The sequence below is a fragment of the Bacillus cereus group sp. MYBK216-1 genome, assembly GCF_051916495.1.
Lineage (GTDB): Bacteria > Bacillota > Bacilli > Bacillales > Bacillaceae_G > Bacillus_A > Bacillus_A thuringiensis_K.
Genome location: NZ_JBQAGT010000002.1, coordinates 632,722 through 655,921, shown reverse-complemented (window position 1 = coordinate 655,921; position 23,200 = coordinate 632,722). Strand labels below are relative to the sequence as shown.

Below are 23,200 nucleotides of genomic sequence, written 5' to 3'. Positions count from 1 at the left end.
GTCAAATTTTGTTACTTTATGTAACGTAGAAAATTTTTAACAAAATTGTAATGTTAACTCCTGCAAAATACATAAAATCTCTTTACTCACTTTTGTATAAAAAATCGTACAGCTTAATTTAACTGCACGACTACAATCTCTGGCCTATTCAAAATTCTTTGCGGAATGATACTATTTCCTAATCCTCTACTCACTACCATTGATGTATTTTGTTCTACATATAAACCTGCTGTATATTTAGGTAAAACACCTTGATTTGGAGCAACTAATCCACCGATAAATGGCAATCTAACTTGCCCTCCATGAGCATGTCCCGATAAAACCAAATCCAACCTCTCATTCGTATATTCCTTTATAAATTCAGGCCTATGGGATAATAATACATTATATCTCTCTGGCTGCATTTCAATTTTTGCTTTTTTAATTTCATCTATTATAATATTTCCTTCATCACGGTTTCCAGTACCAAACTCTGGATCATCAATACCTAGCAAGTTTATTTCTTGCTCACCCTTTCGAATACCTACATGTTCATTTCTTAAAATATTGACACCATATTTCTTCAACTCTTTTTCTAAACTGTTATACTTTCCAGACCATTGTTCATGGTTTCCTGTCACAAAATATACAGGATACTTCTTTACCATTTCTCGTATTAATTGCATACTAACTTCTGCATCGTATGATTTACTGTCAATTAAATCACCCGTAATCGCAATAATATCTGGGTCTATACTTTTTATTTTTTGAATTAACACATCTTGATTATCGCCAAATTTTTTATTGTGTAAGTCTGAAATTTGTAGAATTTTATACCCTTTAAAAGAGGATGGTATTTTACTAGAGGTTATTTTAACCTCAGTTATACTTATTAAATTGTTCTGTAAATATAAAAAGATTGTAAAACCTACTAATATACAAATAATCATTACAATTCTATTAATTTTCTTTTTCATATTTTCTCCTTTACATTCTCATCAAACACTTCTATATGCTAACTGAATTATATTATACTTTCTTGAAATTTATTTAAATTAATAAAATAATACAGTACATGAAATTTCGTATGAGATATGTCATATATATTCGTTATATTTTTACTTTTACCTTTTTAATAATAAGAATACAAAAACGACTCTTATCACAAGAAAAGAGTCGTTTTCTAACTTTATACTTTTAATACTTTCATGTTAAAAATGCGAAAACTAAAATACTATTACCTAAGAGCCTTAACTATAACTTTAGTTGCCTCTGCAATGAGTTGATTATCATAGGTTGCCTCTTTCTCATCTTTACTAGATAAAATTGCGATGATAATTGGTGCTCTATTTGGAGGCCAAACGATAGCAATATCATTTCTTGTCCCGTAACTACCAGCACCTGATTTATCTCCAACTACCCAGTCAGTTGGTACGCCTGCACGAATAAGTTTGTCCCCTGTAGCATTTCCTTTCATCCACTCTGTAAGAATTTTACGTTTTTCAGCTGGAAGTGCATTTCCGACCGTAAAAGCTTTAAGATTCGTAGCAATAGCTTTCGCTGTACTAGTGTCACGAATGTCTCCTGGAATAGCTTCGTTTAATTCTGTTTCAAAGCGATCAGACATAGTAATCCGATCCCCCATATGCCTAAGCGCTTTTTCATATCCTTTCGGTCCTCCTATTTTATTAAATAAAATGTTCCCTGCAGTATTATCGCTTGAACGAACAGCTGCCTCAGCAATTTCTCCTAGTTTCATTCCAGTATCTACATGTTTCTCTGTAACAGGTGAATAATCCACTAAGTCTTCTTTCGTATATGTGATTACTTCATTTAATGAATCAATTGAGTTTTGCTGTAGTAATACTCCCGCGGCTAAAGCCTTGTAAGTTGATGCGAAGGCAAATCTTTCGTTAGGTCGATAAGAGATTGTTTGATTTGTACCAGTATCAATCACATATACACCTAATCGAGCATCAAATTTTTTCTCAAGTTGAGAGAACTCTTTATGCGTTGCCTGATTTTTATGTTTCACTTGTCCAGTCTTTTCTTTCGCTTCAACTTGCAGTGACTCTCCTGTAAAAGCTTCTAGGCTTGTAATACTTAAACCTAATATACCAACGCATATTCCTATTTTTAGCATCCTCTTATTTTTCAAAATCATCATTCCTTCCAAATTTTTAGCACCTTTTTATACGTACACATAATAGACAATCACCGAACCAAATTTGTTCCATAAACTGAAAAAAATTTATAGCTAGTATGAGAGTTATTAACAAAATAAGAGATAGTAGCTATGATCGCCACTATCTCTTATTTCATATTTCATTTTTTTACTTATAAATGGCTTTATATAAACAGGTTCTCTTCCCTGAGAAAAGTATTCTAATTTTGCTTAGAACTACCTGTACTAGTAGATTCAGCATGTATGCGTTGCTGTTTCAAATCAAAGTATACATCTAAAACTTCCTTTCCAATTATAGAATTAATTCCATTTTTATCATCATGAAGCCATGGAACTACTACGGAAAATGCTACTTCTGGATTATCATATGGAGCATATCCAACTAACGTTAAGTTGTAACATTCCATACGTTCTCCTTTTGCATTTCTGCCAATCGGGTCATCTCCACCATATACAGTTTGGGCTGTTCCTGTCTTTCCTGCTGGTTTATATGGCGCGTTTTTGAAATATTTCACGCCAGTTCCATCACCTTCTTGGAATACCCATCTAAACCCTTCTTTTATACGATCAATATGTTCTTTCTTCATATCAATTCGATTTAATACGACAGGCTCTATGGAACGTATAACTTTGCCAACCTCTTCTTTTATTGATTGTTCTCGTATTTCTTGTACAATTTGAGGTTGCATTCTATAACCACCATTCGCAATCGTTGAAATATATTGCGCTAATTGCAACGGCGTATACGTATCATACTGACCGATAGAAAAATCTAGTAAAAAACCAGGTTGACTATCTACTTTTCTCGTTTGTCCAATTATTTCATTCGGTAAATCAATACCTGTTGGGACACCTAAACCAAATTGCTTGAAATAATAGCGCATCGTATCAAATGCTCCTTGTTTAATATCTAATGAGCCATTTGGTACGTAATTGACTCCCGCAATTTTTAAAGCTGTCTGGAACATGTATACATTCGAAGATACTTGTAAAGCCCGTAAATCATTAATATTACCAAATCCGGATACATTCCACGATTTCTTAACTTGTGTACCTTTAAATTTCATCGGTGCGTCATAAAATTGATCTCCTGGATGTATTGCCCCTGTCTCATATCCAGTTAATAAAGTAGCACCTTTTACAGCTGACCCTAGCTCATACGAAGTTGTCATGTTTCCTAATGCCAAATCCTCAACCTCTATTTTCCCTTCTTTTTCTACAATCTTTTTGCCTGCCATTGATAAAATTTGTCCGTTATTTGGATTCGTCATGACAACAAAAGCTCGATCGAGCAGTGGCTCTGAACTCTTAAAAGCTCTCAAGTTTTTCTCTATACTTTCTTCAACTTTCTTTTGTAATTCCATATCAATCGTTAATGTTAAACTATTACCACTTTTTCCTTTAGAGATTATTTCTGTGTTAACAATGTTTCCTGATTTATCAGTAATATTTTTCACTTCTTCTTTTGTGCCGTGTAATACATCTTCATATCGTTGTTCAATATAACTTTTTCCAACACGATCATTACGGTTATATCCACGTACTAAATAAGAATCTAAATTTTCTTTCGGTAATCCTTCTTCACTACTCGTAATATTTCCTAATACAGAACGAAATAAATTACCGTTTACATAATTACGTTCCCAATCAACAGTTGCATCTACTCCTGGAAAATCCGCAAGATTTTCGCTTATCCGCGCATACTCTTCATCTGTTACATCTTTTTTAATGATTTGTGGTGTTAGTTGATAACCTGAACTCATTTTACTTTTAATAGCTAACACCTTTAAATCTTGTGCTGTTAATTCTGCTAATTCTACCTCTGTAACACGACCTCGTCTTAAGTCTTCTATTTTTTTATCTAACTCTTTTCCCTCTATACCCTTTTCTTTAAACTTTTCTATATCTTTCTTAGTAATCTTTGCCTCCGCACGTTTCGAATTCAACTGCATCCAAAAATCTTTTTTATCGATATCTGTTAATTTATTTATATCTTGTTCAGGCATTTCAAGTACTTTCGCCAAGTCTTTTGCTGTTTTTAAAGTATCTTCACTCGTAATTCCCTTCACCCTTGTATACGTAATTGTGCGAAGAGATTTATTATTAACAACTGTTTTCCCTTCTCGATCTAAAATTTGTCCACGTGGAACTGGAATACTAGTTATTGCATTTTGACTACTTTCCACTTGGTTCTTATAAGCCTCTCCCTCAACGATTTGTACCTTTCCTAGCTGCATAATAATAGCTGAGAATAGTACAAATATGCAAAGGAACATTATATTTAATCGAATAGATATATATGTCTTCTGCTTCTTGCCTTTTTGTTCTTTCATAAATCCTCCATTTAATCCTTTCAGGAATTGCTACAAATACTAAAAGCATTCCTTATATATTAGATACCGATAATCGGTTATAAATATCGCCTCAATTTTTTGCTTAATCCTTGTAAGCAACCATTCCTTTTCGTTTAGCTACGGAATTAATAACTCTCCCTTCTTGTTTTCTCTCTATTTTTTTTGCCACTTACATTAGAAGTGCTAAACTGTATAATGACTCTTATTAATCTTACATATAAACTTGCTAGTAAATTTTCATGCTAATTATTCCTTTCTTCATGCTGTAATACTTAATAGACAACCTAAACAATAAAGTTGTTCCACATTTACAAAAAAAATAATTAAATATAAGATGAAATAGGCTACATAAGGGAGGGTTATATGTTACATACAAGAAGATGGAGATTTTTTGCGATTCTTTCTATTGTAGGTTTGATTTTACTGATTTTATTAAAAATCAACTTCATTTCAATTACTATCGCAACTTCTTCAGCTGAAAGAGGAAAGATTTTTGATAAAAATGGTGTAATGCTCGCTACAAATAAGAAAGTTAAGTCTCTATATTGCACTTCTAATGATGAAAAGCTATCGAAACAAGATACATCAAACACATTAGCTTTTTTCAACCAATTTTCAAGCGAGTTTCAACATGATATTTCTACAGAGAACATAAAATCTCAATTACAACAATCTTGTAAAAAGCAGACTATGAATGATATACCGTTATACTCTGATATAAATGAGAATGAACTTGCATTCATAAACAAAAACAAACCCAATAATGTAATAATTAAAGATGAATGGATTCGATATTACCCTAAACACGAAATTGGTTCACAAGTAATTGGGTATGTAGAAAATGACCTTAATTCAAAGCATATGGCTGTTGGAAAAAACGGGATTGAGCTACAATATGAAAATGATTTAAAAGGAAAACCAGGCAAAACTCTTATTTTTAAATTGAATAATAAAAAGTTCTTATGGAACATTCAAAAAGTACAAAAAGGAAAAGACGTGCGGCTAGCTTTAGACTCTGAGTTGCAGCAAAAGGCAGAAGAAGCATTAAAATCTCAAATTAAGAAAACACCTGATGCTAAAGCTGGTTATGCTATAGTGAGCGATGCAAAAACTGGCGCAATTTTAACTATGGCCAACTCGGTAGTTTTTGATCCAAATATATTAAATACACATGTATCTTCTAGAAAAGAAAACATTAAATCTCTTTCGCAAAATAAAGCAATTCAAAAATTAAAGTATGGTGAATCTTATGTAAATATGGCTTCTACTATAAAACCACTTACTATTTTAATTGGATTAAACGAAAAGCTTTTTCAACCAGAAGATACTTATTTAGATAAAGGTACTTTTCAGTATGATAATCAAAATAACATTACGAATGCGCCTGAAACACCAACAGGGGAGATTACACCGAGGCAGGCTATCATTAATTCATCTAACACATTTATGACAGCAAAAGTAGCTCTGCCCTTATTCAACCAAAATAATGGAAATATAGAAAAAGTGGCACATATATGGACAGATTATTTAATGCAATTCGGCCTACGTTCTAAAACTGGGATTGATTTACCCTTTGAAGAAGACGGACAATATGAATTCCATCCATCTAATAAATTTGAAAATGGGATTTCAGCATTATTAAATGCCTCTTGGGGAGGAAATGAAGTGCATACTCCTCTTCAACTCGCTCAATATGCAGCAACTTTGGCAAGTAAAGGCGACAAATATAAACCTCAAATCGTAAGTGCGATTATTGGTCAAGATGGTAAGGAAACCAAAAAGTTTAAACCCATTTTAGAAAGTTCAAATCGTTACCCGATGAACTTTTGGAGTGTCGTGCAAGGTGGGATGAGTCAAAATATAGAGGAAATTAAAAAGTTGCCCTTTGACGTCGCAGGTAAAACAGGTATTACAGGTTTTCCAAATGAGCAAGCAAGAATGATAAATCACTCTCTTTTCATTGCGTATGCTCCTACGGAAGATCCACAAATTGCCGTTTCTGTCGTTATCCTTGGTAGTAATTCAGAAAAAAACATTGCCGCTCTCGTTACATCAGAAATTTTAGAGTACTGGAATACTCTTCAAAAAGACAATAAAAACAAAGAGGAAGGTTCATTTAAGTGAACCTTCCTCTTTTACCATATAGAATTTATATTTATTATTTTCCATATACCTTCATTATTCTTTTCGAATGTAAATGAATATTTAATATCAGTTAAAACGTACTCTTTCTGTACATATCCAGTATTACCGTTAATTGTCGAAACTTTTATATATCCATTATTCTGTACTTTTTCTGGAATCCAAGCTTTTACCATTTCATTAGATACTTCATATAAAACTTGTGATTCTCGCTTTGGTTCAGCTAAAATTTTTGTTTTATTTCCAGTAACAGTCGCATATATAAAATGCGCTTGGTTTGGTTGATTACTTTCTGTCAATCCACTTGGTACTTTATATACTTGCTTTGTATCTTTGGCAAACTCTCCTCCCATTGTAAGGGCGACTTGCAACTCATGAAAGATATCTTCATCAAACTTCAGTTCATCCTTCTTATAACTCTTCTCTTTAAATAGAACTTCATCATTTAACGCTTTGTACAATTCATTTTCATTTTTTGAGTTCGTACTTTGATATAGTTCATTCATAAATTGTTTTAATGATGAATCTTGAGCAGACTCATCTTTTGTTTTAGGCTTAATTTGAGTACTACTTTGTACCGGCGATTTATTATCATCAAGCCAAGGTTGTTGAACAATGAAAAATAACATCGTACAAACCAAAACAACTACAATAGGTAATGCTTTTTTACGAAATGGTCTTTTATGTTTTACAAAATCCACTTCATTATTTTCATATATAGACTGCTTTATTTTAGAAATAAATTCTTCTTCATCTTTACGATTCTCCATTGGCCCTTTTTTTATTTTTCTATACCAGTCAGGATTTTGTTTATTGTTCATCACTACTACCCTCCCCTATTAATTTTGAAACCTTACTTCTCGCTCTACTTAATCTCGATTTTACAGTTCCAATGGATACTCCTAATGTTTCAGCCATTTCTTCATAAGATAATTCATATTTTGCGTCCAATATAATTATTTCACGGTGCTTTTTAGGTAGTTCTAATACAACCTTCCACACATCATTCATTTCTTCTTGCTTAAAAAATTCTTGTTCTGCTGACAGGGATTGCTTATCGTCACTAAAAAATCCTATTAAAGATATCCTTTTAAAATAGGAGGATTTCAAATAGTTTATTGCCGTATTTCTTGTGATTTTTAATATCCACGTTTTAATAGATGACTCCTTTCGAAATGAATTCCAATTTTTAAACACCTTTATAAATACATCTTGCGTGATATCATCTGATAAGTGTGGATCTTTCGTAATAATAAATGAATAATTCCATACATCTTGCCAATAGTCTTTTATAACATAGTCCAGCTCATCATGATTACACTTTTCAATAAACGTCTGTTCCATTTCCACACCTCAAACTTATTTGAATAAACATAAAACTGCCCTCACTTTTATTATGGTTTCAATATATAGACAAGATACAAGTTTCATTTGTTCCATTGTTTATCTTTTTTCAGGTAGAATAATACTACTAAAAAACAAGTAAAGCATACAATGATAAAAATCCACTCATGAAAATCTATTTTTTTGAATTTAACGTAACAATCTACTTGTCCATTTCAATTTACTATACTCTTCTATTTACCATTAGCAATGCCAACTTTTCAGAAATGAAAATAAAGATAAGGTATCAATTTTCTATAGTCGCAGCAAAAAAGCATTCTCGATTAGAAAGAATGCTTTTTTGAAATTTAATTGTTCTATATTTTCCCCAACTTATATCTTTGAGTTAAGCAAACATATAATAAAGTGAAACTTTAATCCGCCCTCAACAATCGGGCTTTTACGGGCAAATAGCGGGATAAATGTAGTGAAAAAAATTCACCTTATAATTAAGTTTTATTTCTGAAATACATGTTTTACTTTTTCACCTGGAACGTTACTTCCTCCTCTTCCTTTTACACCTTCAATCATCATGGTAACAATCATGTCTGGCGCATTTGCATCGAAAGCTGCGAACCATCCCAGTTCTTTTCCGTCTGCTTCTTTAGACTCTTTCAGTTCTGCCGTACCGGTTTTACCAGCAAGCGTAACACCATCAACCTTTGCAATTCTCCCCGCGCCATCAGGGTCATTAATGACTTTGATTAATGCACTCTTTAATATCTCTTGATTCTTTTTAGAAATCACATTTTCTTTCCAATTCCCCGCTACTTTTACTTCTTTTAAAAGGTGTGGCCACGGAATATTCCCTTCATTCACAATCGGTGCATATGTTAATGCTAAATGAAGTGGCGTCATTAATACTTGTCCTTGTCCATAGCCCGTGTCTGCTAGTTGAATATCGTTTTTTATCCCATCTTTTGCAATGATTGAAATAGGAAATTCGTATTCGATTGGTAATTTTTCATGAAATCCGTACTTTTTAAATTCATTTACATACTGATCTTTTCCCATTTTCAAAGCTTGTTGAGCAAAATAAATATTATCAGAGTACTTCATTGCCTTCTCAAAATTAATTGGACTTGCATCCTTTACACGCGTGACATAGTAATTTCCCCAAGATGAATCTTTTGTCCACTTCAATCCTTGAATTTTAAATTCTTCCTTTGGATTTATTGTTTTTGTTTCCAAACCAATTGCACCTGTAATCGTTTTAAATACGGAACCTGGTACAAATGCTTGCGTGAAGCGATTCATCATTGGTAGTTTCAAATCGTTACTCCATGCTTCTCGTTGGGCTTTCGATGCTCCTCTAACTATTATATTGGGATTATAAGCAGGGCTACTTACAAGTGCGATTGTTTCACCCGTTTTAGGGTTGACCGCTGCACTAGATCCTGCTTCAGTTTTCATCTCATTAAAGATTTTTTCTTGAATTGCAGCATCAATTGTTAACGTAACAGTTTCTCCTTCTTTTGCTTCTTTTTTTGCTACGTTTTTAATCTCTTTCCCCTTCTCATCTTCTATAAATACGCGTCCACCCTTTTCACCACGCAATTTATTTTCTAACACTTTCTCTAAACCGGTCTTACCTACTAAATCATCTGCTTGATAACCTTGTTTTTGAAGTGATTTTAACTCCTCCGCATTCACCTTTCCTATATATCCAGTTAAGTGTGCCGCTGCTTCACCTAATGGATACGTACGAATATTTACTGGGCGAGATGAAACTCCTTCTAATTCAATATAATCATTCTGTCTGGTTCCCTCTTTTAAAATTCCAATTGGTACAAAGGAGTCTGGTTTTATCCATTTCGCTGTGAGCTTTTGTTCGACCCCTTCTATAGACATATCAAGTAATTGTGCTACTATTTCTTTCGTTTGCGCTGCTGTTTCGCCTAGTTTCTCTGGAATAATTCCAACCTCAGTCGCTTTACCATTCGTTGCAAGCCCTTTTCCATTTCGATCATATATTTCTCCGCGTTTTCCTTGCTCTACTTGCATACGTACTTTGTAATCTTTTTTCATTCCTGGAAAAATGAAGTCCGGTGTCCAATCTATTTTCCAAGATTCTTTATCTTTCACAAGTTTTGCTTCATGGATGAATGAAACTGGTCCTACATCCGTATCCATCTTAACTTCAAAAAGAAAAAGCTCTTTATCTTTTGTATTCTCTCCTTTCATTTTAACTTTTAAATTCTTAGCTCCAATCCCCTCATAGATTTTTTGATATTTTTCTGTGAATTCTTTTTTAGAAATCGATTTTTGAGCATGATCTGATAATTGATCATACATATTTGCAAATTTTCTATCATTCCATAAATTAATATATTCTTCAAATGCTTGTTTTGGCGGTTCGTTTTTATTACATCCTACCAACATAACCGCGAAACAAACGAAAAGCAGCATCCATAATTTTTTCAATTCAATCTCTCCCTTAGTTAAAAATGATGATTCCTTTCTTAATTTATTTAATAAAAAATGTTTTAACGCTTAATAGACAGTGTAAGTAATGACATTGTTCCATATTTACAAAAAATAGACCTAATTGGAATTCATCAGTAATCAATAGATACAAAAAAACACTATACTTTCTGTCAGTTTCTACAGAAAGTATAGTGTTTTCTTATTTTATCTTTCTATATATGCTATACCGTGAGCTCCTTGATTTACAGAAGGATCTGCATTTCGATCTCCTGGATTAACTTTAATGGTATGAACATTCTTATAATCAACTAAATCTAATATACTTATTGTCCTTGATCTAAGGTTAGAAACGTATCTAACCGTTACGTCCGTAAAAGAACGCATTATAATTGGGAGTAAATCTCCTTCTATTGTACCTAACACATTTAACGATTCTCCATCAAGAACAGAAACATACCCTGGTGATGGAGAAAACATATTTCTTGTTCTCTCTCCATTCTTATTCTGGAAACATGTATGCCCTATCAATACTTTCCCATCATTCGTTACATGAACCGGGGTAATTAAATCTGAAAATAATTTTGTCTTTATAATCTTATCGGTTTCTGTATTAATGATGCTAAGTGTAGTTTTCCAATGCGTACTTCAAGTAAAATCAAGAGCATGAAACCAAGGAACAATCTAACTTTTATAAAGCCCTCACCCTATTAACATACAATCCAATAAAATAATTTGTTTCAGATATGTAGAAATATGGTTTAACCATCAATCAGTGATCAGGTCCTCTTACCCTAAGTAAACCTAAATCTATTTGTTTCCATACCGGAAGAGATAAATAGTTTTGTTCCCATCCATGTAATTAAGCGGATATGTATAATTACATATCCGCTTAATTGCTTTTAGTGCTATATTTTAATAGCGATGAATGCTATTATTTCATAAGTTGTCAACAAGCTTTATGTATGAGAAAAAGGAAGGAGCCAAATAGGCCCCTTCCTTTTTCTACTAGTTAAATAAATTACTCTCTGGTAAAAATTTATATAGTGATTCTCCTTTACAAGCGTCTGATTATGCATAAAAACCGCTAGCTTTGCTTGCTGTCGGAAAAATTAAAGATGATAGAATTAAGTTATTAAGAGACAAAAATTTATCTAGCCAAGACAGATTTGTCTTAGCTAGATAAATTTGGTGATAAATACAGGAAGTAACTCTTACGATTCAATGATTCCTTTTCCTGCCTTCTACACTTGCCACTTCTGTTTCATGACTTGTAAATAGAGATCTTCAAACTCGTTAAAATGGACGCGAAAAGCACCTAATGTATCGATATAAGCAGAAATCACATCTTCTTTATTAAAATGGAGCCCTTTCTGTACTATATCATAGCTATCATCCAGACTGTATAAATTAAAATATTCCTCATCCCAATACAGGCCACTGTTTACTAGTAAACGAGTGGAGCAGGTAAGAGCTTGTTTTACATTCCATTTCTGAGCTACTAACTTTTCATTTAAGACTGAAAGAAGGATGTTTACCGAGTGTTTTTCATCAACTATGCGGCTATATGATAGTAAAGCCGATTCTATATATATCCGTTTTTCTTTAGACATTAAGGATATCTCTATAATTTCATATGGTGGGTAATCAGTTGCTTCGATCAACCTATCACACCATGAAATTACATCCTCTCTATTCCAAAGTCTCCAGCCTAGTCCTAATGCATACAAGTGAGATAACGTTTGATAAGATTTCAACATGAATGTCATAGTGTAGTAGTCTCTAGTATCTTTTCATAGTATTTTAACGGCTATGCAATAAGGAGGCATAAAAAAAGACCTCTTACGGAAAGATAAGAGGTCATCAAGAAGATAAAAATGTTGTATTTGAAACACGCGAGTTTCTAATTCACATTATATCACTATATATCTATATATTCAACATATACATTTAAATGAGGAATGTATGTATAAAAACACACGTAATATTAATTTAGAACCGTATGTGTTCTTCTGTTATCCTATTTCTTCTACAATGCCGTGATTGTATGTATACTAATGAGCAATTGTAGCAAGTTCTTCTAAATTCCCTTCCGTTACCTCATAAATAAACAGAACAAAATTACTGTCGGATTTGGAGCCTGTTGAAATGGAACCAATTATGATTTAATACCGCTTCTGTTACTATTTCTTCGTAGGACTTCTTCACTTCAAACTAATATTTTTCCAGACGAACAAACATATCTTTCCAGACTAGATCTGCAATTTCTGTTTAATGATACCAGATAATACTTTTATATCCGGCTATCATGCCAGAAGTTTATTGGAAGATGATTGTTCTCATCATAAGCTTCAAATTCATACCCTTTTTCTTTTAATCCTTTTATAATTGCTGGAACAGCCGCAACAGATTGTGGATGAATATCGTGCATTAAAACAATTTCCTTTGAAGACGTCGCACCTGCTAAGACATTTTGAACAATTTTTGCGGCTGCTACATCCACAGGTAATTTATTGTATTTCCAATCTAGAGAATCAATTGTCCAATCCCATACTTTTAAATTATTTCCGACCACCTCATTTCGAAGTGATTCATTTAATCCAGGCATTGATCCATATGGTGGGCGTGTTAATTTCGGGGAGTTTCCAATAACATTTCTAATTAAAGATTGATCCTCTTTCATTTCCTTCACATATTCCTGATTGGTATATAGCTTTTTAAAATTATGTGTCATACTATGCATGCCCACATAATGGTTCTCTACATGCTCTCGTTTCACTAAATCTGAGAACCTTTTCACATTATCGCCAATTAAAAAGAATGTTGCTTTCACATCATTTTTCTTTAATACATCTAATAGATTAGCTGTATATTTTCCTGGTCCATCATCAAAAGTTAAATATGCAACTTTTCTTTCTTTACCATCAAAACGATTAGGTATGGATTTTTTCAATTCATTTTTAGGTAGACTGCTCACTTGTTGAACACTACTTGCCTCTTCCGCGTTTACCAGCTTAGGATTCGTAATAGATTGAAACATGTAATATCCTATTGCTACTAATGTAATAGACAACAATACACTTATAATTCTCTTTTTCTTAAGCTTAATTTTCATATTATAATTCTCTTCCTATCTTATTATCCCACTTTATGTTGTTATTTTTATTATTCTATTTGCTTATAGATTCATTAGCTTAACCAAACTCACTTTTGGACTAATCGTTTTAATAATCTATTTAGGTGAAAGTTAGTGGCCTGCACTAGCGTTCATGCCATTTCCTATAATAGTTAGAACCACAGGATATAATACTGGTCCTAAGGTAAGGAAAATGTTTAAAAGTATAATAAATTTATATAGTAAGCTATAATTTTTATCATTTCGATTTACAAATACCAGGACGACCAATGTTATTACAGTAATTAAATGTAGTAATAAGATTATCAACCAATAATACATCATTATAGTAAGATTCCACTTTCCTAATAGTTGGTATGTTATCCCTATTATTATTCCTAATACTGTAACATTAAAGGAAATAAACAAAGTTCTTTTTAGTATTTTAGAAAATGTTTTATAATTCACAATTTCATTATATAAATCTATTAAAATACTTAAAGATAGATATGCCAGCAATACCCCTACCCAATTCAAGACCCAATCTTGATTTCCCATTAAATTAAACAAAAACGCAATGATCCCTCCTACTGCAAGAATCAAGGAGATCATAATACTATTTAAAGCTGATTTCATAATATTTTCACTTCCTTAAAAATTTTATAATACAGCATTGATGTTTACTCTTAAGTTGTTCTTTACTTATTAGAATTCTTTTCATTCAGAATCTTTTATGGAAATACCATCAAATAATCCGGTCATCATACCTAATAGCATATACGAAGAATGGGGAATTACAGCAAAAAATACATGTACATGATCTTCATACAATAAACATCACCATATCCTACTCCACATAGTAGATATACAAATAGAGGATGAGATTCAGCAACTTTTATTTGCATATGTATTATTCAAACGAGAAGCAGCTGCTGACATATGTATATATGATGTTTTAAAATTAATCATACTTTATTATAATTAAGTATATATTAACAATATATTAAGTATAAGTAAATAAAATTAATTAAAATTTAATTTTATTACTTATTTAAAGGGGGTTACATATATGAACAATATTAATGTTGGTCAAAAAATTATGGCATTTAGAAAAGGTGCCGGATTAACCAGTAAACGTTTAGCAGAGTTAGCTGATATAACACCTTCCATGTTAAGTCAGATTGAGAAAGGAATCACAAATCCATCATTACAAACACTAAAATTAATTTCTGTAGCATTAAATATTCCATTGTTTAATTTTTTCTTAGAGGATACCAATACAGAAGAATTAGTTGTAAGAGCTAACCAAAGGAAAAAAATAACTTTTCCTGAAAGCGGCAATGTTTCGTATGAGCTATTATCTCCTAATCTAGATGGATCACTAGAATTGGCTCTAATGAATCTGTTACCTCAAACTGCTTCATCTATGCAGCCTGTGGCGCATAAAGGGGAAGAAATAGCATTTATTATGGAAGGACAAGTAAAACTACATCTAAATGATGAGGTTTTACTTCTCAATACAGGTGATAGCGTTAAAATTCCACCTTATGCAAAACATAAATGGGAAAACACTTCTTTAAACAAAGTCACTGTTATATTTGGAGTAACCCCACCATCTTTTTAATTTCAAATACTAGCAAAGAAAAGTTAGAGAAAATAATTCTCTAACTTTTCTTGTATACATAACTTTATTGTAAGAAAGTAAAAAACTTGTCTCATAATTATATGAGATTAAAAGTAGTGAAATATATCTTTTTAATTACATACTTAATTTATTTTTTAATGTCCAGTATTTTTCTCCATTCGCTTCAAAAGAGAATTCTACCCATCCATTTGGATCTTCACGATAAATAAAGATGGTTGTTCCAGGAGTTACTGTACCAACTTTATTCTCCTCGACAGCTACATCTGGTCTACTTTTAATTTTTAAATTAAATGGATAAGGTACCTGATAGTAAGTAGCTGATGATACAACATTTGAGCTTGAACCGTTTGCATACATTTTATACGGAATTTCATTAGATAACGCGTCGACATCTAATGTTTCAGCATTCTTTGGTAATTTTTTTGCATATGTATAGTCTTCTGCACGAAACGGTTTAATACGTTCCATAATACCCGCAATTTTTTTAGCCCAGCCTTTATCTGATGCATATTTCACGTTCATGCCAGTTAATGTTGGCCCGTTATAATACATACCACTTTCTTCTAAATATCTTTCTCGTACATAATTAGCGTTATAAGCAATACTATCGCCGTAGCTTGGTAAATATTTCGCATATTTAAACGGATCTCCATCATATGCACGTAGACCGAATAAATTATGTTTTTGATATGCGATTTCTGATTTTCCGTATCCAGATTCTAAAATCGCATGCGCCGCTAAATAATGAGCACTCACGCCATATTGATTTTGCGCATTGATAAAATCTTGCCCATGTCCAACTAAGGGACTATCTGAATGATATTTTGCAATAAAACTATCAATCTCTTGAGCTGTAATTTTCGAAGCTACTGTTAAATTTAGATCTTCATATGACGTAGCAGTAATAACCTCTTTTTCATCGTTTAAATTTTGTTGTAACATATCTGTTTTTGCAGTAAGTTGAGCAGCTTCCGCACGTGTTATAAATCTATTTGGTTGCCAACCGTTCTCAGTACCATTAGAAATTTTCAAACCGATTAAAATATTAGCATATTTTTCTCCCCAATGCCCTTTTAAATCTTCAAATTTAACCTGCTCGTTATGATTTGGTGTGCTTTGTAGTTTATATGCATTTACTAGCATCGTAGCCATAGCAGCGCGAGTTACTTTTCCGGATGGATTGAAGATTCCATTACCTTCCCCTTTAACAATACCGGCTTTTTCAGCAGCAGCAATATAAGGAGTAGCCCAGTGGTTTTGTGAATCTGTAAAAGATGGTTTTGCATTAGGATCAATTTGTATCCCTAAAACTTTTGTCATAATTTTTGTAGCCGAAGCTCTGTCTAATGAGTCATTTGAACCAAAAGTTCCATCTGGATAACCATTCAATACCTGTTTATTAACTAAATAATTAACAGATTTATCAGCCCAGGCAGGAACATCAGGGAATTTATGAGTATCTGCTAAAATATTAGAAGAATAGGATAATATAGCTCCTGCAAGGATACCTGTTGCAATTAATTTGTGCTTCATTAAAATAAACACCTCTACCATTGTATTTATCAAATTGAGATTTTCTATTTTTATATTTACATGTTTGTAATAAAAATAAAATCGTATTATCACTCATTCAATTTGATGTAACGAGTATAGTTACTTATATACACAAGTGTCAATGAATTTATTTTACAAAAATGCATAATATTTGCATTGATTTATAATTGACTTATGTATAAATCAGAAAGTTTTATTGCCAAATCTTCATACTTTCCCTCTTATATGCTCTGTTATTTACTCAAGTTCCATTCCTTGGTTGATTTATTTTTATACTGCTCTCCAATAACTCTATTCTGATTTTGTGAATTGCTGCAACAGCAGAGTTAGGGGCTATTTCAAACTCTTTCATTAATTTTTGTATTTCCACAGCTCTACTATCCTTCTAGGCTACAAAATAATTCATTATAAAATGAATTATTTTGTATGAAAGCTAAAATTAGCCTAAATAAATCTAGTGATTTATTGGTATAATCAATATCGTATTCCATTTTATGGATAAACAAATTAATATAAGGCTATGTTTTAAAACATATGAAAATACTGCTAATTTAATATTAAACATAATAAAATACATAGCCCTTTCTTTTTACTATTAAAAAACATATTGAAGTAAGGAGTTATATTATAATGGCAATCTTTCAAAGTAATGTTCTAAAAGCTGAACAAATTGCTACTCAAATGAGATCAGCTTCTGACGCAATTCAAAATGCAACAGGTAAATCAATAACGCACGCAACGCGTACAACTTTAACCGTTAATTCCAAAGCACAGGAAGCAAACCAACAAGCCTTAGAATTAACTAGACAATTTCTTGCTGCCTTTCAGCAATCCATTGACAATATACAGTCTGTAGCAACAGAGTTTGAACGAATGGACAACGAATTACAGAAGAATTTTTAGCTTTTTTAAGAATTTTTCCTTTATCCCTTCTATTAACTTATATATAAGCAAAAAGGTAGGCGGAAAAAATGAATCAAGAAATAGAACAAAAAATGAAGGTCTTGAGTCGAAATCTAATGAATCTATCCGAGGAACAATACCAAAATCAACGCGCAATACAAATACAAGAACAAGCAGAAGCAGACTTTCAAGAATTAAAAATACGCAGCCATCGCTTTTTTCATCGTATTTTAGAAACATGGCATGGTGATAAAGAACTCTTTCGCTTTTTTACCAATATACAATTAGACACTCAACAAATTGAAAGAAGCCTTTCTTATAAATTAGAAGAACAAAAGGAAATATTAATTCAAGAGAAACAAAAAATGCGCTTTCTTCATTTTTCCCTAAGGATTGGGATAGGGTACAGATACTTGATTCTATCAAAGAAGCATACGATAATAAGATTCAAGTCGATACAGTTAGATATGTAGGACAAACATCCCACGGATTTAAAGTAGAAATGATTATACAAAATAATGAGATAATAACAGCATATCCTGTTTATACTAGGAGGTAAAAAATGAAATATACATACGAATTTTATCGTGATGGACTTGGCGGATTAAGAATACGTTTGCCAAAAGAAATTTCTATAATTTCTCATTTCTTGGAAGATATTTTAGATGATGAAGCAGATGAGTATATACAAATTTTAGATAATGTAGTAGACCAAAAAGTTCCGCAATATGAAATAGAAGGGAACGTAGCAGCAGTCTACATTGAACCTAATTACACCAGTGCTATTAACTTATTTATGAGTGCTCCAAATAACCAATGTAAAATTGAGACCTCTGAATTTAGAAAACTACTTGTGTTGTGGCGAGATACAGTAGTAGCAGAAGGGAAAGATATAGAAGTATAAAAGAAAACTACCTTCTGTGATATTTAGATCATAGATGCTAAACTCAATAAAATCAAAGGTAGGGATATAAAAGATTTTACAATTAAGATGCTGCACTTAATATTGTTAACAATTATTTTTGCTTATCCCTCATTAAATGTAAACTACCACCCTTAACATCCCATGTTTTTCCGGTACAAGAATAAAATGTTAAAAACAGTTTTAAAATGAGTTTCTTTTTCACCTTGTAAGCTGTAGAGCTTTCATATATTCCCCTTTTCTTTCAAGGGCCTTTTTTGCATCCTCAGCCGTTAATGCAAAATCTACTGCACTGTTCTGTAATAACTCCTTATTAGCTTACCTGAAGAAATCTCTTAGTTGTTAATTTGCCAACCTTTCTTGTTTACTATTAATCAATTAAAAAAAGAATTTTTTGTTTAAGAGCTACTTTAAAATCTTAAGTTGATGGATGTGTGAACGTACCGCTACTAAAATTCTTGCTTTTAAATGATTATTACTATATTATATTTATGTATCAATATAAGGATTATGGTATATAAAAAGGAATCAAATCTATAAGTAAGAATTAAATCCTTTTCAAAATCAAAAAGACTTTACCAAAGTCTAATATAATTTATGCTTGTCTTTTTAATATGTATCTAGTAAAAACATATTTTTTATCAATAGAATTCTGTTTTCAATATAAATTGAAACTTTTAAAAGACGTTTATTTAGTTTCAATGATAGTGATTAGTGTTCTAAACAAGGAACCATGCAAAGTGATCTGAAAAACCTGAGAGGTATTGTATCTAGTTTGCTCATCTCCAGATACTACAATAAAAGAGCCTTACCTCTCTAGGCAAGACTCTACTAGTTTAGTTGTATGACATTTACATGATAACTAAGAAACAGAAAACATATAACACCAAATAGCAGCACCCTATTATTCCTCCTACAGCTAATACCTGTTTAACCCAACTCTTAAATTTTTGATTACTGTAAATCGCTTGCACTCTTTCCATATTTCCTCCTATTAAGGAGAACCTTTAAAGACTCTCACCTCGCTATAGTACCATTAAAAAATGAATAATAGAGATCTAATGTATAAATATGCAATATTGCATACGAAAATGCATTGTTTTAATTGTAAGCGCTTACTATAATAATGTTATAAAGATTTATCACATCTTAATACGAAAAAAGAGGAGAGAATAATATGGAAATCGCAATGGCAGTTTTAAAATTTATAGGTGGAGCTATCCCATTAATTCAAGAACTTCTAAAAGCATTTATGTAAATTCACTATTTAGCAATTATTTATAAAAATTATCATACAAATGATCTGTCTATCAAAAATAAATTGATTTACAGATCATTTGCGTGATCAAGGTCCCTTTAACATGATTAAGGGGACTTTTTAAAATTTTTAAATAATTAAGGTTACGTCACATCACCATCAAGTTAGCAAAATAAAATGAAACTTTAACTTGATGATGATGGGGTAACAGTTGTGATTTAGAGATAAGATCAGATTATACAAAGTTTTGCACGTCAGCGATACCGGAAATAGACTTCGCCTTTAGTAGCAAGAATCCCCACGAAAGATAGTCAAACTTGCCTCTTTAGGAATAAGAGTGTCAATTTAAATAATGCATTCTGAAACACTACTCTTCTTCTAAAATAGCGTAATAATATTCATCCCACCATTCATTCCCATGTGGTATACACTTCCTAAAATAACCTTCCCTTCTCATTCCAATCTTCTCCATCACTCGATATGATGGAATATTTTGTGGCTGACATGTAGCTATAATCCTATGTAATTTCATTTCCTTAAAGCCATATTTCAGTGTAGCTTGTGCTGCTTCAGAAGCATATCCTTTATTGAAGTATTTTGAATTGAACACCCAACCAATCTCATAAGTATGCTCACCAAAATATTTATGAAAAACTATATGACCAATCAGAATATCCCTATCTATTAATACTACAGGAAAGTTCTTAGCGTTTTCACCAATGTTTTCATTCACAAAGTTTCTTGTATTTTCTTCAGTAAAAACCCCTTCAGGTATGTACTTCATAACATTGATATCTGATGTATACTCATGAACAGCTGGCCAATCTTTGAACTCAAATTTTCGTATCAATAATCTTTCTGTTTTTATAAACATTTACTTTCCCCCCTCAAAAAATTACAATTATATTTGAAACCCACATTTAACCCTTAAAACAAAAAGAACTTGTAGGAATCTCTACAAGTTCTTTTTAGTTTAAGGTGAATATAAGGGACAAACAAACTATCTTACAGATTGACCGTAGAAACTTCAAGGGTAATGCTTTGACAAATATATTATATAACAAATATTAACATCTACAGAATTTATTTTTGAAAATTATGTGAATTAATAAATAAAATAGTTTTTTCTTAGCTATTATTGTTAATAACTGACGGTATCATTATATTTCATTCTGCAACTTATTTAGAAGAGCTATGTACATTTTGAAGAAGTTCTTCAATAAGTTTTGTTTTTTCATTTACCTTTGTGGCATATTTGAAATCACCATAACAATATGGATACCTAAAATTATTTTTATTTCCACCACAAGTGTACATTGCTGGATTTTGATCAACTTTCATCTTAGAAAATTTTTTGGCCGAATCCTCCGAGTGTTGTTTAATTTCTTGACTAGCAATAAAATCAATATACCCTGGCCCCATATTATAGCTTTGAATAATTGTATCCATGCTAACATCTTTTTCCGTTCCATACTTGTACATTTTAGCAAAGTGCTTTACCCCTTGTTTAATGCTCAAGCTTGTCTCTTGAATTTCATTTGGCTTTAATCCAAGTGATTCGGATGACTGCATAGGGTCGTTTCCCTCACCTCTACTCTCTTGATACATAATTCCTAATAAAATTGGTGTTTTCTCTCCTAAATTATATTTTTCTAATTCTTTTTTTAAGGTAGACTCATATTGCAATACACGTTTTTCGGTGGCTAGCGCTTTATTTTGTTGAATATTGGTTTTATGATTAAAATATAGCATTCCAAGTATTGTTCCTAAACCTAAAATACTAATAAGGAACACTTTTATAATTTGTTTTTTACTTGTATCCTTCATATATTCCTCCTCGTATAAGAAATTCAATTTTTTCAAAGGTAATTGGTTATACATAAACTATGTAATGAACATCTATCTCCCGCCCTTTTAGACTTATACATCAATACTTTAAGGTTTCAAGTTTAATATAAAAATTTAAAGATAAGGTAAAGATAAGATAAAGATAAAATAAAGGGTATTTTTTAGCCTACTTTAAAAGATATTGCTACAAAGGGATATGTGGGACAATTTGTTGATATGAATGGATTTAGTGATAATTGAAAAGTTATTGTACAAGTTATTAATTATGGAGATATCATTCCAGAAGAATTAACCTATCTTTTCAATATGCTTTATATAAAAACTACAACGTAACATATAATAAAAAACGGTAAACCCTCCACCTAGGAGAATCCACCATCACAAATAACTGATTATTTTACACCTAGTTTTTCTTTTGCTTTCTTAGAGAGCTCGTCTTTCTGGAATTCTATATCCCAGACTTCCTTGTAACGTTTTTACCCATGTTCTCGATGGGTGATGATCACTTGATAACGACCTTGCATGAATAGCATCTTTATAAAGGAATGTATTTTCACCATCTAACTTTTCTAGTGCGACCACATCTTGAGTTTCAAATACGTCCATATTTTGTAGAACACGGTCATCACTTGTTACCCTTATCGTACCCCTATCGACCAAGGAACGTGCAATATTCGTGGATATTTTACAAGCTTTTTTTCACCTCTCTACTTCGCAAATGCATCTGCATCTCGGAAAAAATATAATTTCGTAATCATCTCATCACCGCAGTAATGATAGATTTCACGTGCTGCCTCTTTCCCCCCATGTAACACCTTCATATGAAACTCTGTAATCATTAATACTTTCTCAATAAACTCCCACTCGAAACCAAGTTCCATTAAAAAGTGGCAAGCTCAAAGGGTACTATTCATGACCGTAATACGAATAGTACCCTTTGAGCTTTTTAAATACACAGCAAACGGTTTACCTGTATCATGGAGTGCTGCAGCACTTTGCAGAAGAAATAAATCTTCCCCTACATAATTCTCTGTTAAATGAGCGTATACCATATATGTGTGCTGACATAATGGTAAGGAATGATAGGGGTTTCCTTGATCATATTGAAACATATCAGAAAAGAACGGGATGTTCTTCATGACAAATTGAACACCACACCCATGCGTCCCCTCCTGGTTCACCATTACAGTTTGCTGTAAGTCCCGCTTTACTTGTTCGTTCATGGTTTCTTGTAGTTCGAATAAGACGATACATAATCCGCTCTGGTTTTATGTAATCTATTGGCTTGAATCGTTACTTAAATATAAAGGGTGTCTCGTTAACACATCCTTTTTTTCCTAAGGTAGTGTAAATGGTAACCTCTGAATAATTCATGAATATCTTTATACCGATTATGAAATTTATAATTTTCTCCCCAAGCAGCAATCAACCTATTTTCCATTAAAGTTTTTCTTTCCAATATTTCATCTAACTTCGTACGATTAATTA

Annotated in this window: 21 protein-coding genes and 4 pseudogenes; 8 read left to right on the top strand and 17 right to left on the bottom strand. The window is 32.1% G+C overall.

The features are described 5' to 3' along the window. Positions 1-113 precede the first annotated feature (113 nt). The 3 genes from ACTFRH_RS08825 to ACTFRH_RS08815 form a co-directional block, all read right to left on the bottom strand. Positions 114-956 carry a metallophosphoesterase gene (locus ACTFRH_RS08825; RefSeq protein ID WP_000727192.1) on the bottom strand — a complete coding sequence of 281 codons (843 nt, stop codon included), beginning with the start codon at positions 954-956 and terminating at the stop codon, positions 114-116. Positions 957-1,216: 260 nt separating this feature from the next. After that, positions 1,217-2,143: a class A beta-lactamase Bla1 gene (gene bla / locus ACTFRH_RS08820; protein WP_033703554.1), complete on the bottom strand. Its 927-nt coding sequence runs from the start codon at positions 2,141-2,143 to the stop codon at positions 1,217-1,219. A gap of 221 nt (positions 2,144-2,364) precedes the next feature. Next, entirely contained in the window at positions 2,365-4,497 is a 2,133-nt protein-coding gene (locus tag ACTFRH_RS08815; RefSeq protein ID WP_000662993.1) for a peptidoglycan D,D-transpeptidase FtsI family protein, read from the bottom strand. 384 nt (positions 4,498-4,881) lie between these two features. Here ACTFRH_RS08815 and ACTFRH_RS08810 point away from each other — a divergent pair, with 384 nt between their 5' ends. Further along, a complete protein-coding gene (locus ACTFRH_RS08810; protein ID WP_000903418.1) occupies positions 4,882-6,642 on the top strand; it encodes a peptidoglycan D,D-transpeptidase FtsI family protein in 1,761 nt (586 codons plus the stop codon). Between the two features lie 11 nt (positions 6,643-6,653). On the opposite strand, the gene ACTFRH_RS08805 is transcribed toward ACTFRH_RS08810, so the two are convergent. From ACTFRH_RS08805 to ACTFRH_RS08770, 8 genes and pseudogenes are all read right to left on the bottom strand, one after another. Next, a complete protein-coding gene (locus ACTFRH_RS08805; protein WP_001060764.1) occupies positions 6,654-7,481 on the bottom strand; it encodes a hypothetical protein in 828 nt (275 codons plus the stop codon). Further along, entirely contained in the window at positions 7,471-8,004 is a 534-nt protein-coding gene (locus ACTFRH_RS08800) for an RNA polymerase sigma factor (protein ID WP_000438327.1), read from the bottom strand. Before ACTFRH_RS08800 ends, ACTFRH_RS08805 begins: the two co-directional genes overlap by 11 nt. Positions 8,005-8,499: 495 nt before the next feature. Beyond that, complete coding sequence (locus ACTFRH_RS08795; protein WP_000737761.1) at positions 8,500-10,467, bottom strand: penicillin-binding transpeptidase domain-containing protein; 1,968 nt, start codon at positions 10,465-10,467, stop codon at positions 8,500-8,502. A 207-nt stretch (positions 10,468-10,674) separates the two neighbouring features. Then, positions 10,675-10,947 (bottom strand): hypothetical protein, encoded by a 273-nt coding sequence (locus ACTFRH_RS08790; protein ID WP_000492688.1) that lies wholly within the window; start codon positions 10,945-10,947, stop codon positions 10,675-10,677. Positions 10,948-11,711: 764 nt separating this feature from the next. Beyond that, the gene (locus tag ACTFRH_RS08785; RefSeq protein ID WP_033673011.1) at positions 11,712-12,224 is read right to left on the bottom strand and encodes a hypothetical protein; all 513 of its coding nucleotides are present in this window, start codon (positions 12,222-12,224) and stop codon (positions 11,712-11,714) included. Between the two features lie 536 nt (positions 12,225-12,760). Further along, complete coding sequence (locus ACTFRH_RS08780; RefSeq protein ID WP_000694608.1) at positions 12,761-13,582, bottom strand: peptidoglycan-N-acetylglucosamine deacetylase; 822 nt, start codon at positions 13,580-13,582, stop codon at positions 12,761-12,763. A 132-nt stretch (positions 13,583-13,714) separates the two neighbouring features. After that, positions 13,715-14,218, bottom strand: a complete 504-nt coding sequence (locus ACTFRH_RS08775; protein ID WP_000833533.1) for a DUF3902 family protein — start codon at positions 14,216-14,218, stop codon at positions 13,715-13,717. A gap of 90 nt (positions 14,219-14,308) precedes the next feature. Then, positions 14,309-14,487, bottom strand: a pseudogene (locus ACTFRH_RS08770) (D-serine ammonia-lyase); the annotation flags it as partial. A 164-nt stretch (positions 14,488-14,651) separates the two neighbouring features. Here ACTFRH_RS08770 and ACTFRH_RS08765 point away from each other — a divergent pair. Continuing rightward, positions 14,652-15,206 carry a helix-turn-helix domain-containing protein gene (locus ACTFRH_RS08765; RefSeq protein ID WP_001059813.1) on the top strand — a complete coding sequence of 185 codons (555 nt, stop codon included), beginning with the start codon at positions 14,652-14,654 and terminating at the stop codon, positions 15,204-15,206. Positions 15,207-15,341: 135 nt separating this feature from the next. Here ACTFRH_RS08765 and ACTFRH_RS08760 read toward each other — a convergent pair whose 3' ends face one another. Then, positions 15,342-16,760 carry an S-layer homology domain-containing protein gene (locus ACTFRH_RS08760; RefSeq protein WP_000680973.1) on the bottom strand — a complete coding sequence of 473 codons (1,419 nt, stop codon included), beginning with the start codon at positions 16,758-16,760 and terminating at the stop codon, positions 15,342-15,344. Positions 16,761-17,411: 651 nt separating this feature from the next. Here ACTFRH_RS08760 and ACTFRH_RS08755 point away from each other — a divergent pair. The 5 genes and pseudogenes from ACTFRH_RS08755 (at position 17,412) to ACTFRH_RS08735 (ending at position 19,864) form a co-directional block, all read left to right on the top strand. After that, on the top strand, positions 17,412-17,684 hold the full coding sequence (locus ACTFRH_RS08755) for a TIGR04197 family type VII secretion effector (RefSeq protein ID WP_033690113.1): 273 nt from the start codon (positions 17,412-17,414) through the stop codon (positions 17,682-17,684). Positions 17,685-17,752: 68 nt separating this feature from the next. Further along, on the top strand, positions 17,753-18,157 hold the full coding sequence (locus ACTFRH_RS08750; protein ID WP_440048724.1) for a DUF3958 family protein: 405 nt from the start codon (positions 17,753-17,755) through the stop codon (positions 18,155-18,157). Next, positions 18,088-18,243, top strand: a pseudogene (locus ACTFRH_RS08745) (EndoU domain-containing protein); the annotation flags it as partial. The gene ACTFRH_RS08750 and the pseudogene ACTFRH_RS08745, both read left to right, overlap by 70 nt. Before the next feature lie 3 nt (positions 18,244-18,246). Then, positions 18,247-18,588 (top strand): hypothetical protein, encoded by a 342-nt coding sequence (locus ACTFRH_RS08740; protein WP_000878117.1) that lies wholly within the window; start codon positions 18,247-18,249, stop codon positions 18,586-18,588. 1,089 nt (positions 18,589-19,677) lie between these two features. After that, positions 19,678-19,864, top strand: a pseudogene (locus tag ACTFRH_RS08735) (hypothetical protein). A gap of 367 nt (positions 19,865-20,231) precedes the next feature. On the opposite strand, the gene ACTFRH_RS08730 reads toward ACTFRH_RS08735, so the two are convergent. Both ACTFRH_RS08730 and ACTFRH_RS08725 read right to left on the bottom strand, forming a co-directional pair. Then, complete coding sequence (locus tag ACTFRH_RS08730) at positions 20,232-20,738, bottom strand: GNAT family N-acetyltransferase (protein WP_000470141.1); 507 nt, start codon at positions 20,736-20,738, stop codon at positions 20,232-20,234. A 305-nt stretch (positions 20,739-21,043) separates the two neighbouring features. Then, positions 21,044-21,691: a lysozyme family protein gene (locus ACTFRH_RS08725; protein WP_000655728.1), complete on the bottom strand. Its 648-nt coding sequence runs from the start codon at positions 21,689-21,691 to the stop codon at positions 21,044-21,046. A gap of 213 nt (positions 21,692-21,904) precedes the next feature. Here ACTFRH_RS08725 and ACTFRH_RS08720 point away from each other — a divergent pair. Then, positions 21,905-22,027, top strand: a pseudogene (locus tag ACTFRH_RS08720) (vancomycin resistance histidine kinase VanS); the annotation flags it as partial. Between the two features lie 108 nt (positions 22,028-22,135). Here the strand turns inward: ACTFRH_RS08720 and ACTFRH_RS08715 are convergent. From ACTFRH_RS08715 to ACTFRH_RS08705, 3 genes are read right to left on the bottom strand one after another with little or no spacing between them, the layout of a single operon-like run. Next, the gene (locus tag ACTFRH_RS08715) at positions 22,136-22,372 is read right to left on the bottom strand and encodes a hypothetical protein (RefSeq protein WP_002164022.1); all 237 of its coding nucleotides are present in this window, start codon (positions 22,370-22,372) and stop codon (positions 22,136-22,138) included. Between the two features lie 47 nt (positions 22,373-22,419). Then, the gene (locus ACTFRH_RS08710; protein ID WP_002164021.1) at positions 22,420-22,593 is read right to left on the bottom strand and encodes a hypothetical protein; all 174 of its coding nucleotides are present in this window, start codon (positions 22,591-22,593) and stop codon (positions 22,420-22,422) included. 15 nt (positions 22,594-22,608) lie between these two features. Then, a complete protein-coding gene (locus ACTFRH_RS08705) occupies positions 22,609-22,935 on the bottom strand; it encodes an HD domain-containing protein (RefSeq protein ID WP_002181547.1) in 327 nt (108 codons plus the stop codon). Positions 22,936-23,200: the final 265 nt, after the last annotated feature.